The following is an 18,902-nucleotide window of genomic DNA, read 5'->3' as shown; positions in this document are numbered from 1 at the left end:
AAACCCACAGCCAGCCCAGCCGTTGTTTTACTCATCCCGTCAACCATGAGTTCCGCCAACACCGGATCAGGCTGTCATAGTCATTGCGCGATGATAAGGTTGTATCACTGTACAAAGACGCGGAAACGAAAGAGATGCACCGTCTGCTGGGGAGACAGTCGGTAGAGTTCTTGGGAGGCTCTGTAAATGGCGTTATCGAATATTCCCCACTGTACTTCGCACGAGTAAGGTCGGGTTCCCATCACTGCAATCCGGCGAATTGGCGGCTGTGCCCATCCCAACCGAGCACGGCCGTCATCTACTTCTAAATGGCGGAAAGATACCCGTCGTAGCGCTCGGGCATGTCCGAGAACTCCAGACCAGCCGGCTGATACCAGGAGTATCTGTGGGTGCCGCCATCATCAGTCCAGATCTCAGGGCAGTCATTGACCAGCCAGTCCGAGGGAATGGCATGGGCGCCGCCGGTCGATGCTAGGGCCAGCGCCTGCCTGAGCTGGTCCTCCTGGTCGGCGGTCAGGCTGCCGGGACGGGCCGAGAAGAAGAGCGGAGTGCCGGTCCGCGCCAAGAGGTCCATCCACTGACGGTTGAGCTCCCAGTCGATTGCGTCGGATATGCCCACGCAGTCGGCGTCGGTGGCGTAGAAGCTCCCGTTCTGGGGCAGGCGGAAGGCCAGGGTGTTGACCCCGATCTGTCTGGTCCGCTCCCACTGCAGGCCGCTGGTGTCGTCGCCGGTCCGGTTGATCTGCATGAAGCCGACGCCCAGGTGGCCGACCACGTTGCACCCCTGGACCAGCATTCCGGCCTCGGTGGCTTGCTCAAAGATGGCTCGGTAGAGCTGCTTGACCAGCTGAGCGCTGGTCAAGCTCCGGTCATAGAAGTGCCAGCCGTCCGGGCTGGGCCAGGGGTTCATCTGGAAACCCCACCTGCCCAGCAGGTCGAAAGTGCTGAAATCATGCTTGACCAGCTGGTAGCCCCACTCCCCCAGCTGGGCGATGTCCTGGCGAATGTAGTCCAGGGCCTGCGGGTTCGAGGGATCCAGGCATCCGTTATGTGGGAGCCTCCACTGGTCGGCAATGGTCTCGTCCTCGTTGAGGAGCGGGCGATACCAGATGCCGGGCTTGATGCCCATGGCCTTGATCTGGTCGGCCAGGGCGCCCATGTCGCCGAACTTCTCATTGCCACGCCGCCAGGGGCCGCCGTTGTAGTCCCCAAGCCGGTGGTGGTCCTGCCAGCCGTCGTCCACAACCATGGTGGGGCGGTGAGCATTGCCCTGGGTCAGGTCGGCCAGATACTCGGCATCGGCAAGAATGCGGGAGCGGCTGGAGTCCCCGTAGGCGTAGTACCAGTTGTTGCTCCCGTAGACCGGCTCAGGGGGCATAAGGCCATTGCGGCTGATCCGAGAGCAGAAGTCACTGGCCACAGCAAAGACCGGGGCGCCAGCCCGCTCCTGGAGCGGATATTGCAGGCAGATGATGGTAGCGGCTTCAAGCTGCCGCCCGTCCAGCACCAGGCCACTGCCGCCGTTGCGCAGGTCCATGAAGAGGGTGATACCGGCCGTGTCGACCTGCCAGAAGCAGAAGGCGTTGGCACCGGTAACCACCCCATACCCCTTGGCCTGCTCCTGACCCGCCGCCAGGAAGTACCAGGGCATGAACCGGTTGGCGCGCATGGTCTGGAAACCCATGCGGCCGTAACCACGCTCCCAGGCATCGCCCAGATAGAGGTCGTCGGCGGGCATGGGCCTGGTCCAGCGCAGCGCCAAGGACCGGATGGGGGTGGAGCCGACGGTCAGGCTGACCGTCAGAGCGGATTCGCCCTTGAGGCTGACCCTCGCATCGGGGGCTGCGTGGAAAGGCCTGCCTGCGGGCGCTGTCTCCCTGTCGGCATCGGTGGTCAGCGTGATCCAGTCCGGCTCTCCCAGGCTGAGGCTAGTTGGGTTCATAATGCAGTGCTCCTTCATCCCTGTGGCGTGGCAGATGGCGGCGGGTCAGACCCGGACCAGGTCGATCAGACGGATTGTCTCGGGCTGGCAGCGGGGCATGCGGATGCCCACGCGCTCCAGATAGGTGCCGGTGACCTCGGCGGTGCCCAGCGGACCCGCCGGATCCAAGTGCTCCAGCGAAGCCCTGGGCTTGGCGGGGCCGGTCCAAGCCAGCCGATACCGGGCCTTGGGATCCAGGCCGGGAATACGTAAGTAAACACCACGATTATGCAGGGATTCGTCCAACTGGACGTGGGCCAGGATGGCCCGGCTGCGGTCGGGGGCCACCACGCCATGGGCCAGTACCGAGGGGTCGGCCAGGTCCAGGCGAACCACACGGCCGGAGTGGAGGAAGCCACGGTTGGCCTTGTACCAGGCAATCCATTCCTTGAGCCGGTCCAGGTCCTCTTCGCTGGCCTGGCGAATGTCCCACTCGATGCCCATGGATCCGAAGACTGCCGTGGCCGCCCGGAAATCCAGGCTGTAGGTTCTGCCGGTCTGCTGGGAGGAGGGTTGGGAGATGTGGGCGCCGATATACTCGGGGGCTACGGTCTGCTCGGTCCAGCGCTGGATCATCTGCCTGCTCAGGGCATCGGTCATGTCAGAGGTCCAGAAGCGGCGGATCTTCTCGATCACACCCAGGTCGATGCGGCCGCCGCCCGAGGCGCAGGACTCCCACTCCACCTTGGGGAAGCGAGCGCGGAGAGTATCGAGAAGGCGGTAGTAGGCCAGGGTCTGTTCATGGATGGCCGGCGCGCCTCCATGGGCCTGGGAACCAGCCTCAAGAAGATCGCGGTTGTGGTCCCACTTGACGTAGTCGATCTGGCAGGACTCCAGAACCCGGGTCATGGCCTCCAGCACATGGTTGAAGGCCTGGGGATTGGTCAGGTCCAGGACCAGCTGGTTGCGCTGCAGCTCGGGGTTTCTGGAGGATGCCCTCATGACCCACTCAGGATGGTCGCGGAAGGCATCCGAATTCGGGTTGATCATCTCCGGCTCGAACCAGAGGCCGAACTGCATCCCCAATTTATGGACATAATCAACTAAAGGCTCCAAACCGTGTGGCCAGACCGCAGCGTCCACCCACCAGTCGCCCAGACCAGCCGTGTCGTCCCGGCGCAGGTGGAACCAGCCGTCGTCCAGAACAAGGCGTTCCACCCCGATGCGGGCAGCGCGGTCGGCCAGGTCGCGCAGGGTATCGAAGTCGTGCTTGAAACCGATGGCCTCCCAGACGTTCAGGATTACCGGCTGCTCGCGGGGGTGCTCGGGCAGGGTTCGCTCCCAGGCATGCAGGCTGTTCATGATCGGATCCATGCCATGGTCGGAGGCCGTGACCACAATCCAGGGCGTGCTGTACTCCTGGCCCTGGCTCAAAACCACCTCGCCGGGCAGAAGGAGCTCGCCAGCGCTAACGCCGGCCGGGGTGGCGCTGTTCCGGTCCACCCGGAGCACGGTGTTCCCGCTCCAGGCCGGCTGGACGCAGAGCACCCTGCCATGATGGAAGTTGAACCCGGGGGTGCCCACCATGACCACAGGCCCCTCGAAGCCGGTGCGACCCCAGCGAAACTCACGGACCCAGGCCCCGTCGGCCAGGTCATGGCGCTGGGGGCTGCGCTCACGCTCGTGTCTGCCGGCGAAGTCCAGAATCTGGGTCTGCTGGTCGTCCAAGGGCAGGCGGACCTCCAGACCTTCCAGCAGGAAGGGATCGGCGCCCAGGTTACGCAGGGTGTGGCGAATCCGCAGGGAACCGCCGGCCATGGCCTCCACCCTGGTCTCCAACCCAAGCTGGGCATCCTCGTCACGGGCCCTAATGGTCAGCGATTCGGCGGTCTGCTCGGGCTGACTTTCCACCAAAAATCGCGGCGACCATGAGCGCCCGGCTTGGAAGCCCTCTGGGCCTTGAGCAATCCGATGCCCGGTCATGCCCGGATGCAGGTAGGTGTTCTGCGCATGCTCCAGCAGCAGGGACGAATGGGTTGAGGTCCAGGCGGGAGTCTGTTCCAATCCGTTCATGTCGGGGCCTGCATACAGTCCCCTGATGTCAGGAATATCAGCACCCGGCGTGATGGGCCCCAGGGCCATGTAGGTGAGCGGCTGATCTGAATGGACCGACTGTGGAAAGAGCATGAAAAATCCTTTGGTAGCTACGGCACACATGTGCAAAAACAACAATGGTTGATGAACCACTGAGCCGCCCGCTCCACTGCGGTTAGGCAGCTCCTGATTAATAGACTACTTGACTGCTCCGGCCATTAACACCGCAATGGGGTGTCTCCGCAGGAACGTGTAAGCGACCCCCACCCCCATGGGGTCTCAATTAAGAATGCAGTGGGATAGAGCGTAGTCATTCCAGACTGTGTCGAGCCGGTCATGATGACAACAATCGCCGCATGCGCCATGAATGTGGCAGACCATGTAGACCGTGGATAGCATCAGCAGTTTTTCATCAATATAATTTCAGGGACTTAAATCAGAAAAGGCGCTGACGTCACACCGTAAAGGCAGTAACGCCAGCGCCTTTCAGACTCTGTTCAGGCTCGGACCCAGGGTCAGGCTCCGATCAGATCCAGCATTTCGGGGACGGACTTCTTGCCGAACTCCACGGTCTCCTGGCCGTCCTTGCGGATCACGATGCAGGGGACGCTCATGACCTGGTACTGGTCCTTCAGCTCGGGGAAGTGGGCCAGGTCGTAAGCCTCGGCACGCACCTTGCCGTTCTGGGCAGCCACACGCTGCGCGGACAGGACCGTCGTCGGGCACATGGTGCAGGTCAGGGAGACCAGCATCATCACGTCCACCTGGTCCTTGATGGCATCGATACGGTCCGAGGTTGGCTGATCCACCTGCTGACCGGGACCTGCCGCGTTGTAGAGGGCCAGAACGAAGGAGTTGAACTCGTGGCCGCTGGGCACGCCATGGAAAGCCAACCCGGTCGGCTGGGAGACGCCCTGGTCGTCCACGCGGCAGATGCGCACGCTGGGTCGGGCATCGGGCAGGTCGCCGGCGGGATCGTATTCCTTGCCGTCCTCATCCGTGCGGGAGTCCACCCTGGAGGTCAGCTTGCCGTCGGAGAGCCCGACCAGCTCGTCCACGAAGGCCTCCAGCTCCTTGGAGACCTGGCTGCCATCCAGATCCAGGGCCAGCTCCAGCTTTCCGGTCATCTTGCCGAAGACCATGTCCAGCTGCTTGCGGATGTCCGGTCCGAAGAAGCCGGAGGTCTTGGCCGGGGCCTGGTCGTGCTCCTGGGCCACAGGCGCGGGCGAAGTGCCCGAGGCCAGTGCGGAATTCTCCGCCTGTCGCTCAGAACGGGCATAGGGGGAATCCTCGGGGCGCGGCGGTACCAGTCCGGTCTTATCGGACATGTTGGAGGCGTAACGCTCCAGCTCCACAGCGGCCACAGCACCGTCGGAAGTGGCGGTGATGACCTGACGCAGGTTCTTGACCCGCAGATCCCCGGCGGCGTAGATGCCCGGCACCGAGGTCTCCAGGTAGTCGTGGGTCAGCACGTAGCCATGATCGTCCAGATCCACGACGCCCTTGAGCATGCCTGTCTGGGGCACGTAACCAGCGAAGACGAAGACGCCGAAGGTGCCGCCGTCCTGAGGCTTCCAGGTGGTGGTCTGCCCGCTCTTCCGGTCCAAGATAGTGGCCTCGACCAGTCCGCCGGGGCCAGCGGAGACCCCCTTGAGCTCGGTGGAGTAGTGGATCTCGATCTTGTCGTTGTTGCGGGCCTCGTCAGCCACGGCGGCATCGCAGGTGAAGTCCTCCTCGCGCACCAGCAGGGTCACCTTGGTGGCGTACTTGGTCAGGAAGACCGACTCCTCAGCGGCCGCGAACCCGCCGCCGACCACCAGGACCTCGCGCCCGGTGAAGAACTCGCCGTCGCAGGTGGCGCAGTAGGCCACACCGCGGCCCGCGTACTCCTGTTCGCCCTGGAAGCCTATCTTGCGGGGGCTGGCGCCTGTGGCGATTAGGATGCCGAAGGTGCGCAGGTCGCCCCGGGAAGTGTGGACCACCTTGATGTCGCCCTGGGCCTCGATTCCAGTGGCCTCGGCGCTCATGAACTCGGCTCCGAAGTTCTGGGCCTGCTGGCGCATGGTCTCGGTCAGCTTGCGGCCGTCGGTGCTGGCCACGCCCGGGTAGTTGACCACGTCGGCCGTGATGGTGATCTGGCCGCCGAAGTCGTCCTTCTCCAGGATCAGGGTGCGATACCGCGCCCGAGCCAGGTAGAGCCCTGCGCTCAGGCCTGCAGGGCCGCCGCCGATGACGACCACGTCATAAAGATTCTTGTCTTCCGTCATGAATGCCTCTTCCGAAGGAATGCACGGATGTGCTGGTTTTGAATGCTGGTCGTGAATACAGAAAAGGGAACCCGCCCTGGTCGCTTCCGATCGGCGAGTTCCCGATGTTGGCAGCTGCGGATCAGAGCTGGCCGACCAGATCCAGGCTGGGCTCGATGGTGTCCTCGCCGGGCTCCCACTTGGCAGGGCAGACCTGATCGCCGTGCTCATAGACGAACTGGGAGGCCTGGACGCGGCGCAGCAGCTCGTCGGCGTTGCGGCCCACGTTGGAGGAGATGACCTCGTAGGCCACGACCTTGCCCTCAGGGGTCAGAATGAAGTCGCCGCGCTCGGCCTTGCCCTCGGCCTCGTTGTAGGTCTGCAGGTCCTTGGCCAGGGTTGCGGTCGGATCGGCCAGCATGGGGTACTGGACCTTGGCGATCTTCTCGTTGGCCTCGTGCCAGGCCTTGTGGACGAACTCGGTGTCGCAGGAGACGGAGTAGATCTCGCAGCCGATCTTCTTGAAGTCCTCGTACTTGCTGGCCAGATCCTCCAGCTCGGTGGGGCAGACGAAGCTGAAGTCCGCAGGGTAGAAGAAGAGCAGGGACCAGTGGCCCAGCAGATCCTTCTTTGAGACCGGGAAGGTCTTGTTATCCTGGTAGGCCTGCGTGGTGAACTCAGTCAATTCGTGCTGAAGCTGTGACATGAAAAAAATCCTTTCGGGAGCATTGGGAACGTCGGCCTGAAGCCGAACCTGTCTCCGTATTTCATGCTAGTCAGGAAGCGCTGCATGGGGAAGACGGAGGTTCGCCGCTGGGGTGTGACATAGGGCACATGGGGCGCCCATACCCTAGCATTAGAGGCATGGCATTATGGCTGAACATCCTGCTCATTCTCTTCTTTCTCCTGCTCGGATCCGTCTTCTCGGGGACTGAACTGGCGCTGGTCTCCCTGCGAGGCTCGCAGCTGGAGCAGATGGAGCAACAGGACGCGCGCGGCGCCCGGGTGGCCCGCATCGCCCGCGACCCCAACACCTTTCTTTCCGCCGTGCAGATCGGCGTGACGCTGACGGGCTTCCTGTCGGCCTCCTTCGGCGCATCATCCATTACCCCCTACGTGGTGCCCGTCCTGACCGGGTGGGGCGTGCACGAGGGTCTGGCCGGCACCCTGACCACGGTGATCCTGACCCTGATCATCTCCTACTGCTCCATCGTCATCTCCGAGCTGGTGCCCAAGCGGATCGCCATGCAGCGCACCGAGGCCATCGCCAGGGCCGTCGTTCCGGCCATCGATGTCTTCACCACCCTGTGCAGACCGCTGATCTGGCTGATCGGCAAGAACACCGACCTCATCGTGCGCATCCTGGGCTTCGACCCCCAGCAGACCGACACCGAGGTCAGCGACGACGAGCTGCGGATGCTGGTCTCCTCCAACACCAACCTGAGCAAGGACGAGCGGATGATCCTGGGCGACGTCTTCGATGCCTCAGAAACCAGCGTGGCCGAGGTCATGCGCCCCAGGGCCGACGTGGTCTTCATCGCCGGGGACATGCCGCTGCAGGATGCGGTCGAATTCGTGCATGATGAGCCCTACTCGCGCTACCCGGTGACAGGACGCGACTTTGACGACGTGCTGGGCTTCGTCCACGTGCGCGATCTGATGGACGTGCGCAATCCCCATGCCAAGACCGTGGCCGACGTGACCAGGCCCGGCATCGCCCTGCCCGGCACCTCCAAACTCCTGCCCAGCCTGGAGAAGCTGCGCAAGAAGGGCATCCACCTGGCCGTGGTCATCGACGAGTACGGGGGCACCGACGGCATCGTCACCCTGGAGGACATGACCGAGGAGCTGGTGGGCGACATCCGTGACGAGTACGACCTGCCCGAGGAGCAGAACCCGGCCCATCCCCAGGCGACCGCCTTCGTCAACGGGGTGGCCACGGTCGACGGCGGCATGACCATCGAGGACTTCGCGGACCTGACCGGGATCGAGCTGGAGGATGGGCCCTACGAGACCCTGGCCGGCTACTTCCTGGCCCAGACCGGGCGGATGGGGCAGGTGGGCGACGTAATCCACTCCGATGACGGGTATGACATGGTGGTGACCAAGGTGGATGGTCGGCGCATCGAGACCATCGAGGTCAGGCGGCGGCAGGAGGCCGAGGCCGACGAGGATGACGAGGGTGAGAACAGGAAGGATGAAGACAGGTCGAATTCCGAAGCAGGAGCGGACCGAGGATAACCGGACCAGATCTAATCTGAGCGAGACTGACTTGACCGAGGATAGCTTTGCCGGCTCTAACCTGACCGAGGTTGGTCGAAGCTAAGAAGGAAGACGACAATCCAACACGAGCCGAGACGATACTGCGACCAGAGCCTAGCTATCGTCTAACCGAATCCAGCTATCCTCTAGCCAGTGCTTGGCTAGCGGTCAGCCGGTGACCGCCCTCACACCAGTCAAGAAAAAATGACTGTCAGCGTAGCCGATGGTCCGTGAATGATTTCACTGGTTGATTCCCGCAAAATCCAAGCGTTTCCTTGCTTTTTCCTCTAGTCTGGAGATACAAGGTCGGGCCGACCCGACCGTAGGCATAATTTCATATTTAAGGAGCGATTATGGCATTGAACTTTACCGTACCGGGACTCGACGAAGCGACCAGCGAAAAGGTCGTCGCCATCCTGCAGAGCCGTCTGAGCCAGGAACAGGAGACTGCCCTGATCCTCAAGCACGCCCATTGGAACATGAAGGGCAAGGAATTCATCGGCATTCACGAGATGATGGACCCCGAGGTCGATTCGGTCCTGAACATGGCCGACGAGACCGCAGAGCGCATCGCCACCCTGGGCGGCTCCCCCGCCGGACGGCCTGACGACATCATGAAGAACCGCGACTGGGATGGCATCACCATGACCGGCCGCCAGGATGCTCTGGACTACCTGAAGGCCCTGGACACCTACTACACCACCTTCATCAAGCGCGACCGCGAGGCCATCAAGGAGCTGGACGACCTGGACATCGTCAGCTCCAACATTCTGCAGGACCACGTGCAGGAGCTCGAGCACTTCCAGTGGTTCATGCGCAGCCACCTGTTCTGAGTTACTGAGTTACTGAGTTCTGAGAACTCATCGCCGCCCCCGATAGGCGGTATGCCGGCGGCCCTGCATCGTGAAGGTGCGGGGCCGCCGGCATTTTCTCTGACCGAGATAGACTGCAGGAATTCAGGATAGAATTGGCACTTGGGAGACAGCCGGGCGCTGCCTCACGCCGGGAAGACTGGTCGGCCATGGAAGACCGAACCCTACCCGCCCGACCAGGAGCATCATGCCGCCCACGCCTACATTCCCAGCGTTCCCAGTCAATCCACAGCGTCAGGATTACGACGATTCGGATTCGCAACAGAATCCTAAACTGTTCAATCCAAGGCAGTCGGGCCTCCAACCCTCAGACCCCCAACTGAATTCCGAGCCCTCGGATTCCAAGCCATCGAATGCCCAACCATCAAATCCTCAGCGTGGGCAGGGCGGATCTGACAGGGACCGGCACAAACGACTCCATCTTTCAAACTTCTTCGCCGCCCTGTCGTCGCTGGCTGAAAACGACCGGATCACCGGGCTATTCATGATGGCCTGTGCCTTGGTCGGGCTGATCCTGGCCAATCTGCCAGAGACCGGGCCGGGGCTGAATGCTCTTGCCGCTTGGATCCCTCTGGACCTGCCCGGTGGACTGAACCTCTCCCTCAAGGACTGGATACAGGACGTGCTGCTGACCATATTCTTCCTGACCATGGGTCTTGACCTGCGCCAGGAGGCTGCCACGGGCACTCTGCGCGACCACAAGCAGGTCCTGCTGCCCATGCTGGCCGCTTTGGGCGGCGTAGCCGTTCCGATTCTGATCTACTGCCTACTCAACCTGGGCTCCCCCGTCGGATTGCGTGGCTGGGCTGTCCCAACGGCCACCGATGTAGCTTTCTCCCTGGCGGCTTTGCAACTGCTCCTACCCAAGGCTGGGCCCGCCCTGCAGGCGTTTTTGATGACCCTGGCCATCTTCGACGATCTGGTCGGCGTCCTGCTGATCGCCTTGGGCTACTCCAGCTTGGGGCAACCGAGTTGGCTACTTGTCTGCCTGGCCGGCCTTGTGGTCTGGGCCCTGCTGGTCCGAGCGGCGAGCCGCTTCTGCCGGCTCTGGCGACCCTTGATGCTGCTGTTCCTGCTGGGTGCCCTTGCCGGCGGTCTGCTGGCGTGGTGCGGCCTCTTCAAGGCTGGGATCCACCCGGTGTTGGCGGGAGTGGCGATGGGTCTCTTGACCCCTGTTACCAGGTCGACAGGAACGGAATCGACTGGAACCAATCCAGCTGGGACCAAAACGACTGGGATTGAGTCGAGCCACGTCCGGGCATCATCACCCGCCGAACAGTTGAATCGTCTGTTGACACCCTTGAGCGCCCTGGTGGTTCTGCCTGTGTTCGCCTTCTTCTCGCTGTCCATCTCCCTGGATCAGCTGGGACCCGGACTGCTGGCGGACCGGGTCTTTTGGGGGGCCACGCTGGGTCTGGCCTTGGGCAAACCCTTGGGAATCATGACCATGGTGAACCTGGCAAGTCATCTGGGGCTGCAGCGGCCTGCCGGCTCCAGGACCGGAAACATGATTGGCCTCTGCCAGCTCTGCGGAATCGGCTTCACCATGTCCTTCCTGATCGCCAACTTGGCCTTCGCTGGTTCCCCGCATCTGGAGTCAGCCCTACTGGGCGTGCTGGCAGGATCGGTCCTGTCCGTGCTCATCGTGGCCGTGGGCACTATCCCCGGTCGACTATCTTCCGCCAGGCACACATAGGCTTAGTTGCCAAGACTCAACTTCCGCCAGATCCGGCTCCTGCCAGAATCAACCTGCCAAACTCGGTTTTGACAGAATCAGTTTTGACAGAATCGGTCCCTTATCAGGCTTAGCTGCGACGGTAGAGCTTGGTGTAGGAGCCCTCAGCGCGGGGGCGGACCACAATCTGGTCGATGTCCACAGTGTCGGGCTGCTCCAGGGCCCAGGTGACGCATCCGGCGATGTCATCGGCTGTCAGCGGGTCGGGCACTCCGGCGTAGACCGCATCGGCCCTGTCGCTATCCCCGCCGAACCGCTTCAGGGAGAACTCATCAGTGTGGACCAGTCCCGGGGCGATGTCTACCACGCGCACTGGCTGGCCAATCAGCTCCAGCCGCAGAATACGGGCCATGACCCGTTCCGCCGCCTTGGAGGCGCAGTATCCGCCACCGCCCTCGTAGGGCTCGATGCCTGCCGTCGAGGAGATGACCAGGACCGTGCCCTCCGACTCTTTCAGGGCCGGGAGCAGCTTCTGTATGACCCGCAGGGTGCCGATGACATTCAGCTCGTACATGCCGCGCCAGTCATCCAGGCTGGAGGTAGCCACCGGATCCTTGCCGAAGGCTGCGCCGGCGCAGTTGACCAGAGCCTTGACCGGTCCGCCCTTGAGAACGGCATCGACGGCCGCCTGGGTGGAGTCCTCGTCAGTCACATCGCAGACCTCATAGGTGAAGTTCTGGCCCAGCTGGTCGGCCAGAACCTTGAGATTGTCCTCGCGCCGGGCCAGGCCGACCACCTTCCAGCCCTTGTCCACCAAGGCCCGAGCACTGGCCTGGCCGATACCGCTGGAGGCGCCGGTCACCACGGCACGCTTGATTGTCTTCTTGGATTCCGTCATCTCATCCGCTCCTTCATGATTTATTCCCCCGGATTGACTCCACGCTTGCCTCCGGTTCGCAGGGAGCTTGCCTAGCTGCTGCAGGATCGCCCTTCTTCTTTAACGCTAGCGCACCAGCATGGGCTGTGACAGACTCTCTTCGTTCTTCGATGACAAATGTGGCGCATTAAACCAACCTCGAGCAGGGTCGGAACGAATTAAAGGCAGGTTAGTTGAGTCAAAATAGATCAAAGTCAGATCGGGCTGAATCAGGCCGTATAGTCAGGTTAGATCAGGATCGAAAGGATGCGTCAAAAAACCAATCCTGCTTCGTACGAGATGGCCTAGCGGGGCTCCGATTCGGAGCTCATCAGTACGAATGATGCTGTGGGTTCATAATTTACTGGCTCGCAGTGTGCAAGTTTAGAAATCACGCCGAGTTCACAGCTCCCGAAATCATGACTCTGGAAATCATGACTTCAGATGTCGAAGCTTCGGAGGTTACAGAGCTAAATAGCGGTTGAGCCGACGACGGCGCTCAGCCCAGTCGGGCATATAACGATCCATCCGCGCGCGGAAGCCGGGCCCGTGACCATGCTCGTAGAGGTGGGTCAGCTCGTGAACCAGCACATACTCCAGCAGGTCAGGATCCAGCCAGGCCAGGTCGGTATTGAGCCGGATGCTGGCAGTGGCGGGGGTGCAGGAGCCCCAGCGGGTTTTCATCTTCCGCAGACTGATGCGCTCGGGCCGACGACCCACCACGGGGACCCAGCGATCCAGAAGGATGGGCAACCTCTCACGAAGAATCCTCTTTGCTTCGGCCTCGGATCGGTCTGGCGACAGCAGACCATCAGCTCCAGGCTGGGCGTATACATCGCGTGAGCGGGCCAGACGCTCTCTAGTGGTTACGATCCAGCGGCGCTTGCCGTCGATAAAGGCACGAATCTGGTCATCGCTCAGCTTTAGAGGCGCCGTCACTTCCAGATGGCCGTCAGGCGGCTTGACTCGCAGATAGACGTTGACGATCCGCTTCCTGATGACCAGAACCGTCTCGTCGCCGATCTCCAGCTGCTCCGACCGGACTGGTTCCGCACGCCGTTTCCGCCTCATGACCTCCATTCTTTCGCCAAGACGCGACGCGACGCCGCCGAGATTGACTTGAGGGGACACTATGGTAAGCTATCCATTTGTGTGATTCTTCGGTCACACGGCATGGGCCTGTAGCTCAGCTGGTTAGAGCGCATCCCTGATAAGGATGAGGTCGGAGGTTCAAGTCCTCCCAGGCCCACGCATTTCTTGCGCGGTTGAAGTTCTTTACACATTCACGGGGCTATGGCGCAGCTGGTAGCGCATCTGCTTTGCAAGCAGAGGGTCGCCGGTTCGAATCCGGCTAGCTCCACAGGTAGGGATTTCCGGGATTCCGCAAGGGGCCCTTTTCATAAGTCCTCCAATCCAGTACAGATTCCAGGCCTCTATCCTGTTCATTTTTAATCTAGAAGAATTAGGGCAATCGCACTGAATCATACGTTGCTTTTAATCGATGAATTCAACCGGCTCGGATTCTTTGTAAAAATCCCGCATCTGACTTACAGTAATTTTCATTAAACAAGTAGCGCAACAGGACACCCTTATTACTCTGGTCATGTTGATTTCCTACATCACAAAGTCTGCTTATGAGTTAATCATAATCACTTCTAGAATGACATTGAAGCCGACAGTCGGAGGATAAGGTAACTGATGACGGAATACACGGATGACACAATTGCCCAAAGCAAGCCAACAGACTCTTTGGGGGAAATATTCACCAGCATCCTTGCGGATTCAGTTGACAAACGGGAACAGGGAACCCGATTTGAGCGCGCCGTCGAATGGTTCCTGAAAAATGACCCTGCTTGGGTTGAACGGCTGACCGGCGTATGGCTTTGGGATGAGGCTCCCACCAATCCTGGTAAACAAGATACAGGTATTGACCTGGTTGCGAAAGATGTTGATGGCACGTATTGGGCAATACAAGCGAAATGTTACTCAAAGGCGAGGCTGGCAAACGGCGATGTCGCCACTTTCTTTATGAACGCTCTTGCAGATGATCGGTACCGGCACTATATGATTGCTGATACTGCACCTGGCTATACTTCAAATTTGGAAACATACTTCAACACACACCCCGATCTGGATTTGGTTCGCATGGACTTGGAAACCATGCGCGACGCAAATCTTGATTGGAGTGCGTTTGTGCACGGCACAAAGTTCAAGCAGCGTGCCACCTATGATCCTCGTCCACACCAACGGGAAGCCATTGATGCAGTCAAACAAGAGCTTTCCAAGGCTGACCGTTGCTCAATGGTTATGGCTTGCGGTACCGGCAAGACGCTAACATCACTGAGGCTTACGGAAGAAATGCTGGGCGAGGGCGGCACGGTCCTATTCCTTGCCCCATCGATATCACTGGTCTCTCAGACCATGCGTGACTGGGTAAACCAGGTTCGTGTACCCATCAACGTATACGTGGTGTGCTCCGACGGAAAAGCCAGCAAGCTATCTAAAGAATCTTATGGCCAGCTATCAGATATACCATTCCCCGCGACCACAAATCCGGTAACCGTCTCTCAGCGTTTCCATGTGAACAAGAAAGCGCTGAACGTAGTATTCTCAACTTACCAGTCAATTCAGGTCATTCACGATGCTCAGGAAAAGGGACTACCGGATTTTGACTTAGCAATCTGCGACGAAGCTCACCGCACAACCGGAGTTATCGATGGCGAAGCCGCATTCCAAAAAATTCACGACCCCCATTTCATACGTTCAAGCAAACGCCTATACATGACTGCCACACCTCGCATCTTTTCAGAAGGTGCACGGAACAAAGCTGATGTTGGTGCAATACAGATAGCCAGCATGGATGATACACACATTTTTGGGAAGGTTGCATATCGTTTAAGCTTTGGCAAAGCAGTAGATCAACATCTATTAACTGACTACAAAATCGTAGTCATGCAAGTTGCCGAATCCATGATGGGCAAGCGCATGCAAGAAATGTATGGCGCCAAGGATTCCGAAATTCCGCTGGATGATGCCGCCAAGTTCGTCGGTTGCTGGAAGGCGCTTTTTGACCGAAAGCGCTCACGCAGTATCAGCGACATCAACATTGCAGACAGCTCTCCTACAGCGATAGAAGACGACAGCAGTCAGACAATACTGCACCACGCCATTGCCTTTGCCCCTTCAATCAAAGCTTCCAAAGCTCTGACAGAACGGTTCCGGGCCGTCATTGACGATTACACGTCAAATCTCGATGACAGCAGCGAAAACAAAGCCCTTATCGATGCGAATAAAGAAGTTCTTGTAGACGTTCAGCATGTAGATGGTGGCATGGATTCACAGACCCGCAAAACGCGACTGGACTGGCTGGCAGCTTCGACGGCCGACAATGAATGCCACATTCTATCCAATGCCAGATGCCTGGCCGAAGGCATTGATGTGCCTGATCTGGATGCGGTGATGTATCTAAGCAGTCGGAAAAGCAAGATAGATATCATCCAATCCGTTGGCCGCGTAATGCGGCGTTCTCCTGGCAAGGAGTACGGCTATATCATAATTCCGGTGGTGATACCACTGGGCGCAGATGCTGATTCCGTGCTCTCCTCTGGAGCTTATAAACCCGTCTGGGATGTTGTCACTGCACTACGTAGTCATGATGAACGTTTGGATGCCGTTATCAACTCGGCCAGTCTTGGTGACACTGATGCCCTGAGCCGTATTATCGAGGTCGATGTACTCGATGAGTCGAAGTTGCGCAAAAACAAGCGCAGAAATGGCCAGCCAGCGAATAGGACGAACCAAATCGGCTCTCAAGAATCAGGTGAGCAAGAAATCACGGATGAGAATATTCAAGAGGGAAATAGCTCACAACCTGAACTCGACTTTGATCTAAGTGAGATGGCTCGAGGAATCAATGCACAGATAGTGCGTAAGTGCGGCACAAAAATCTACTGGGGTGAGTGGACGGATGACATTGCATCCATAACTCGAGGCAGGATCGATAAAATCACCAAACTAGTTTCAAAAGAAGGATCTGCTCGCAGCGCTTTCCTTACTTTCCTTCAGGGATTACAGGAGAGCCTTAATCCCGGGTATTCTGAAGCTGACGCGATTGCCGTACTAGCCCAGCATGAAATCACCAAACCAATTTTTGAAACCCTATTTACGAATAAAGAAGTACTCGCTAATAATCCGATCATAAAGGGCTTGGACCGAGCATTAAGTGCCTTGTACGCAGCAGGATTACCAGACAGCATTGATAGTGCCACCTTGCGTGATTTGTATGCAAGCGTGCGGCTGTCAGCTGCTCAGTTGCAATCTGATTTGGCAAAGCAGAATCTGATTAAGGAGATTTACAATGACTTCTTCACCAAAGCCTTCAAAGATACAGCTGACTCACTGGGAATCGTTTACACGCCTGTAGAAGTCGTAGATGCACAACTGCACATGGTTGAGCGTGCACTGCAACGAGAATTCAACCAATCTCTGAGCGACAAAGGTGTACACATTTTGGACGGCTTCGCCGGCACTGGTACCTATATCTGCCGCCTTATCGAAGACAGAAGTCTTATCAGTGATGAAGACCTACCTTACAAATACACTCACGATCTGCACTCGAATGAAATCGTTCCGCTCGCCGAGACGATTATGGATATCAATATTGAGCAGTCTTACCACAAACGTGTCGGTGGCGATTACCAACCCTTCCCCGGCGCCCTGCTAACAGACACATTCCAGATGTATGAACAGGACGATCCACTCGATTTAGGCGTATTCGTCGAAAACACAACTAGGGTGAAGGAGCAAAAAGACCTACCCATCAAAATCATTATCGGTAATCCTCCATACCGTGCAGGAGATAGCCAAAATACGGGAAATCAAAATACCAGATATCCTAAACTTGATAAACGTGTCGAAGAGACTTATGTCGCCAATTCGGATGCGACAAACAACAACTCTTTGTACGACCACTACATCAAAGCTTTTCGTTGGGCATCTGACAGGATCGGCAGCTCTGGCATAGTTTGCTTCGTCTCCAACGGTGGGTGGCTAACCAGCGCAGCAGGTGCAGGCGTACGGCGATGCTTCACCAGAGAATTTAACGATATCTATGTTTATAACCTGCGCGGCAATCAGCGTACTTTAGGTGAAGAGTCTCGACGCGAAGGCGGCAAGATATTTGACTCTGGCTCACGGGCCACCATTGCCATCACTCTTCTAGTAAAGAACCCCAATTCAAATCGTCATGGAATAATCCACTATTGTGACATTGGCGATTATCTATCTCGCGAAGATAAGCTTGGGATTCTCACCCAAGCGGTCACCAAAGATCCGGAATGGACCAGCCTGGAACAAGATATGCATGGCGATTGGCTTAATCACCGTGACGATAGCTATAAGTCCTTTATACCGGCCGGTATTCAGGTTGGAACCAGAAAACTGAAGACAGGCCTCTTCTCTATTTGGTCAGCAGGGGTAAAGACCAATCGTGATTCGTGGTGCTATAACTCCGAACGTGACATCGTTATCGAAAATATGAAAAGGACAGTCGACACTTATAACTCTGAACTACTACGCTGGCAGCAAGCAGGTAAACCAGCTAATGCTCAGTCATTTCTCACAAGGGATCAAACCCGAATCAAATGGACACGCGAAGTGTACAACGATATTATCCAGAATCGTAAAGCTGAGTTCAACATTGAACATGTGCGTCTCGCTCTGTACCGTCCATTCTTTAAACAGTGGCAATACATGGATTCACAATTCAACAGCTGTGTATATCTCCAGCCACAAATTTTTCCCGCTTCTGATATGGAAAATCTTGCTATTATCACAGGAGAACGCGGCCCGTTTATTACGAATCTTGTTCCAGATCTCGAGCTTAACCACCATGGACAGTGCTTCCCACTCTACTGGTACGAGCAAATTAGTGGAGCACAACAGGGCCAACTGGCAATTAATCGAGATCCTATTAGCGGGGAGACTCCACGTTGGGTCCAACATAGTGCAATAACAGATACCACACTTCGCGTATTCCGCGAAGCCTACCAAAGCATCCACTTAAGTCACCATGTACATGGGAAGAATACAGCGCTTAAAGCTAACAGAGACCCCCGCATAAGCAAGGAAGATATATTCTTCTATGTTTACGGTATCCTGCACTCTCCAGAGTATCGTCAGCGCTTTGGCAATAATCTCAAGAAGGAAATGCCCCGAATTCCCCTTGCGAATGACTTTGTGGCTTTCATGAATGCTGGGCGCGCATTGGCTGACCTGCATCTTAATTATGAAACTGTAGAGAACTGGCCACTCATGGAAGTAGGGAATTCCAAGGAACCCGGAAGAACCGAGAAAATGAAGTACCCTCAAAGGATCAAGGATCCAGAGACCGGTAAGAGGGTGCCTGACCGCACAGTGCTCCAAGTAGCAGAACACCTCACACTTCATGGCATACCATTGCGAGCCTATGAATATGTAGTAAACGGCAAATCTGCCATTGGCTGGCTTATTGATCGATACAAGGTAACCACTGACAACAAATCAGGGATTACCAACGATCCCAACAACTACAGCGATAATCCACGGTATATCGTGGAACTCGTTGAAAAAGTCGTGACTGTCAGCATGAAGACACTTGATATAGTTGAATCGCTACCGCCATTGGAAGAGCTGCCACAACCGACAGATTGGCCGGCTGATTGGCGCATATAGAGACGTCCATATCAATTGATTGTCTCTCCTCAACCAACCGATATTGCAGAAGGAGAGACAATCAATTCCGGAATGGAACGTTTTATTTTGGTGCATACCCCGCTTCCCTGACCTCTTTCCTAGACTTTTAATTGTCTTCCTAGTCGCAGGGAAGATGCTTGATTTTATAAGGTAAAACATATGGTAGTTGCTCGTAACCGATTAG

General features: G+C 57.7%; 10 protein-coding genes and 2 tRNA genes. 6 read left to right on the top strand and 6 right to left on the bottom strand.

The window, feature by feature from the left end; translation table 11 throughout:
- Positions 1-304: 304 nt before the first annotated feature.
- The 4 genes from H3T90_RS08300 to H3T90_RS08285 all read right to left on the bottom strand — a co-directional run bounded on the left by H3T90_RS08300 (position 305) and on the right by H3T90_RS08285 (position 6,967).
- Positions 305-1,942, bottom strand: a complete 1,638-nt coding sequence (locus H3T90_RS08300) for a glycoside hydrolase family 36 protein (RefSeq protein WP_198230218.1) — start codon at positions 1,940-1,942, stop codon at positions 305-307.
- 45 nt (positions 1,943-1,987) lie between these two features.
- Positions 1,988-4,108: an alpha-galactosidase gene (locus H3T90_RS08295; protein WP_198230217.1), complete on the bottom strand. Its 2,121-nt coding sequence runs from the start codon at positions 4,106-4,108 to the stop codon at positions 1,988-1,990.
- A 422-nt stretch (positions 4,109-4,530) separates the two neighbouring features.
- Entirely contained in the window at positions 4,531-6,282 is a 1,752-nt protein-coding gene (locus H3T90_RS08290; protein ID WP_198230216.1) for an FAD-dependent oxidoreductase, read from the bottom strand.
- A 121-nt stretch (positions 6,283-6,403) separates the two neighbouring features.
- Complete coding sequence (locus H3T90_RS08285) at positions 6,404-6,967, bottom strand: peroxiredoxin (protein WP_015021096.1); 564 nt, start codon at positions 6,965-6,967, stop codon at positions 6,404-6,406.
- 158 nt (positions 6,968-7,125) lie between these two features.
- On the opposite strand from H3T90_RS08285, the gene H3T90_RS08280 reads away from it, so the two are divergent.
- From H3T90_RS08280 to H3T90_RS08270, 3 genes are all read left to right on the top strand, one after another.
- A complete protein-coding gene (locus H3T90_RS08280) occupies positions 7,126-8,502 on the top strand; it encodes a hemolysin family protein (protein ID WP_198230215.1) in 1,377 nt (458 codons plus the stop codon).
- 374 nt (positions 8,503-8,876) lie between these two features.
- Positions 8,877-9,356 carry a Dps family protein gene (locus H3T90_RS08275; protein WP_110416651.1) on the top strand — a complete coding sequence of 160 codons (480 nt, stop codon included), beginning with the start codon at positions 8,877-8,879 and terminating at the stop codon, positions 9,354-9,356.
- 226 nt (positions 9,357-9,582) lie between these two features.
- Positions 9,583-11,091, top strand: a complete 1,509-nt coding sequence (locus tag H3T90_RS08270; protein ID WP_198230214.1) for a Na+/H+ antiporter NhaA — start codon at positions 9,583-9,585, stop codon at positions 11,089-11,091.
- Positions 11,092-11,200: 109 nt separating this feature from the next.
- Here the strand turns inward: H3T90_RS08270 and H3T90_RS08265 are convergent, their stop codons facing one another.
- Together H3T90_RS08265 and H3T90_RS08260 are read right to left on the bottom strand one after the other, a co-directional pair.
- Positions 11,201-11,968, bottom strand: a complete 768-nt coding sequence (locus H3T90_RS08265) for an SDR family oxidoreductase (protein WP_198230213.1) — start codon at positions 11,966-11,968, stop codon at positions 11,201-11,203.
- 480 nt (positions 11,969-12,448) lie between these two features.
- Positions 12,449-13,057 carry a M48 family metallopeptidase gene (locus tag H3T90_RS08260; RefSeq protein WP_198230212.1) on the bottom strand — a complete coding sequence of 203 codons (609 nt, stop codon included), beginning with the start codon at positions 13,055-13,057 and terminating at the stop codon, positions 12,449-12,451.
- A gap of 104 nt (positions 13,058-13,161) precedes the next feature.
- Here H3T90_RS08260 and H3T90_RS08255 point away from each other — a divergent pair.
- The 3 genes from H3T90_RS08255 (at position 13,162) to H3T90_RS08245 (ending at position 18,697) form a co-directional block, all read left to right on the top strand.
- Positions 13,162-13,235 (top strand) — tRNA-Ile (locus H3T90_RS08255).
- Between the two features lie 38 nt (positions 13,236-13,273).
- A tRNA-Ala gene (locus H3T90_RS08250) sits at positions 13,274-13,346 on the top strand.
- A 338-nt stretch (positions 13,347-13,684) separates the two neighbouring features.
- Complete coding sequence (locus tag H3T90_RS08245) at positions 13,685-18,697, top strand: type ISP restriction/modification enzyme (RefSeq protein WP_198230211.1); 5,013 nt, start codon at positions 13,685-13,687, stop codon at positions 18,695-18,697.
- The last annotated feature ends 205 nt before the right edge of the window (positions 18,698-18,902 follow it).

The organism is Bifidobacterium polysaccharolyticum (assembly GCF_016101585.1).
Taxonomy (GTDB): Bacteria; Actinomycetota; Actinomycetes; order Actinomycetales; family Bifidobacteriaceae; genus Bombiscardovia; species Bombiscardovia polysaccharolytica.
This window is presented reverse-complemented; position numbering and strand designations above follow the sequence as displayed.

Bases quoted from the DNA above. Each gene is read 5' to 3' on its own strand.
- H3T90_RS08300 (WP_198230218.1), bottom strand. From the start codon at position 1,942: ATGAACCCAACTAGCCTCAGCCTGGGAGAGCCGGACTGGATCACGCTG.
- H3T90_RS08295 (WP_198230217.1), bottom strand. From the start codon at position 4,108: ATGCTCTTTCCACAGTCGGTCCATTCAGATCAGCCGCTCACCTACATG.
- H3T90_RS08290 (WP_198230216.1), bottom strand. From the start codon at position 6,282: ATGACGGAAGACAAGAATCTTTATGACGTGGTCGTCATCGGCGGCGGC.
- H3T90_RS08285 (WP_015021096.1), bottom strand. From the start codon at position 6,967: ATGTCACAGCTTCAGCACGAATTGACTGAGTTCACCACGCAGGCCTAC.
- H3T90_RS08280 (WP_198230215.1), top strand. From the start codon at position 7,126: ATGGCATTATGGCTGAACATCCTGCTCATTCTCTTCTTTCTCCTGCTC.
- H3T90_RS08275 (WP_110416651.1), top strand. From the start codon at position 8,877: ATGGCATTGAACTTTACCGTACCGGGACTCGACGAAGCGACCAGCGAA.
- H3T90_RS08270 (WP_198230214.1), top strand. From the start codon at position 9,583: ATGCCGCCCACGCCTACATTCCCAGCGTTCCCAGTCAATCCACAGCGT.
- H3T90_RS08265 (WP_198230213.1), bottom strand. From the start codon at position 11,968: ATGACGGAATCCAAGAAGACAATCAAGCGTGCCGTGGTGACCGGCGCC.
- H3T90_RS08260 (WP_198230212.1), bottom strand. From the start codon at position 13,057: ATGAGGCGGAAACGGCGTGCGGAACCAGTCCGGTCGGAGCAGCTGGAG.
- H3T90_RS08245 (WP_198230211.1), top strand. From the start codon at position 13,685: ATGACGGAATACACGGATGACACAATTGCCCAAAGCAAGCCAACAGAC.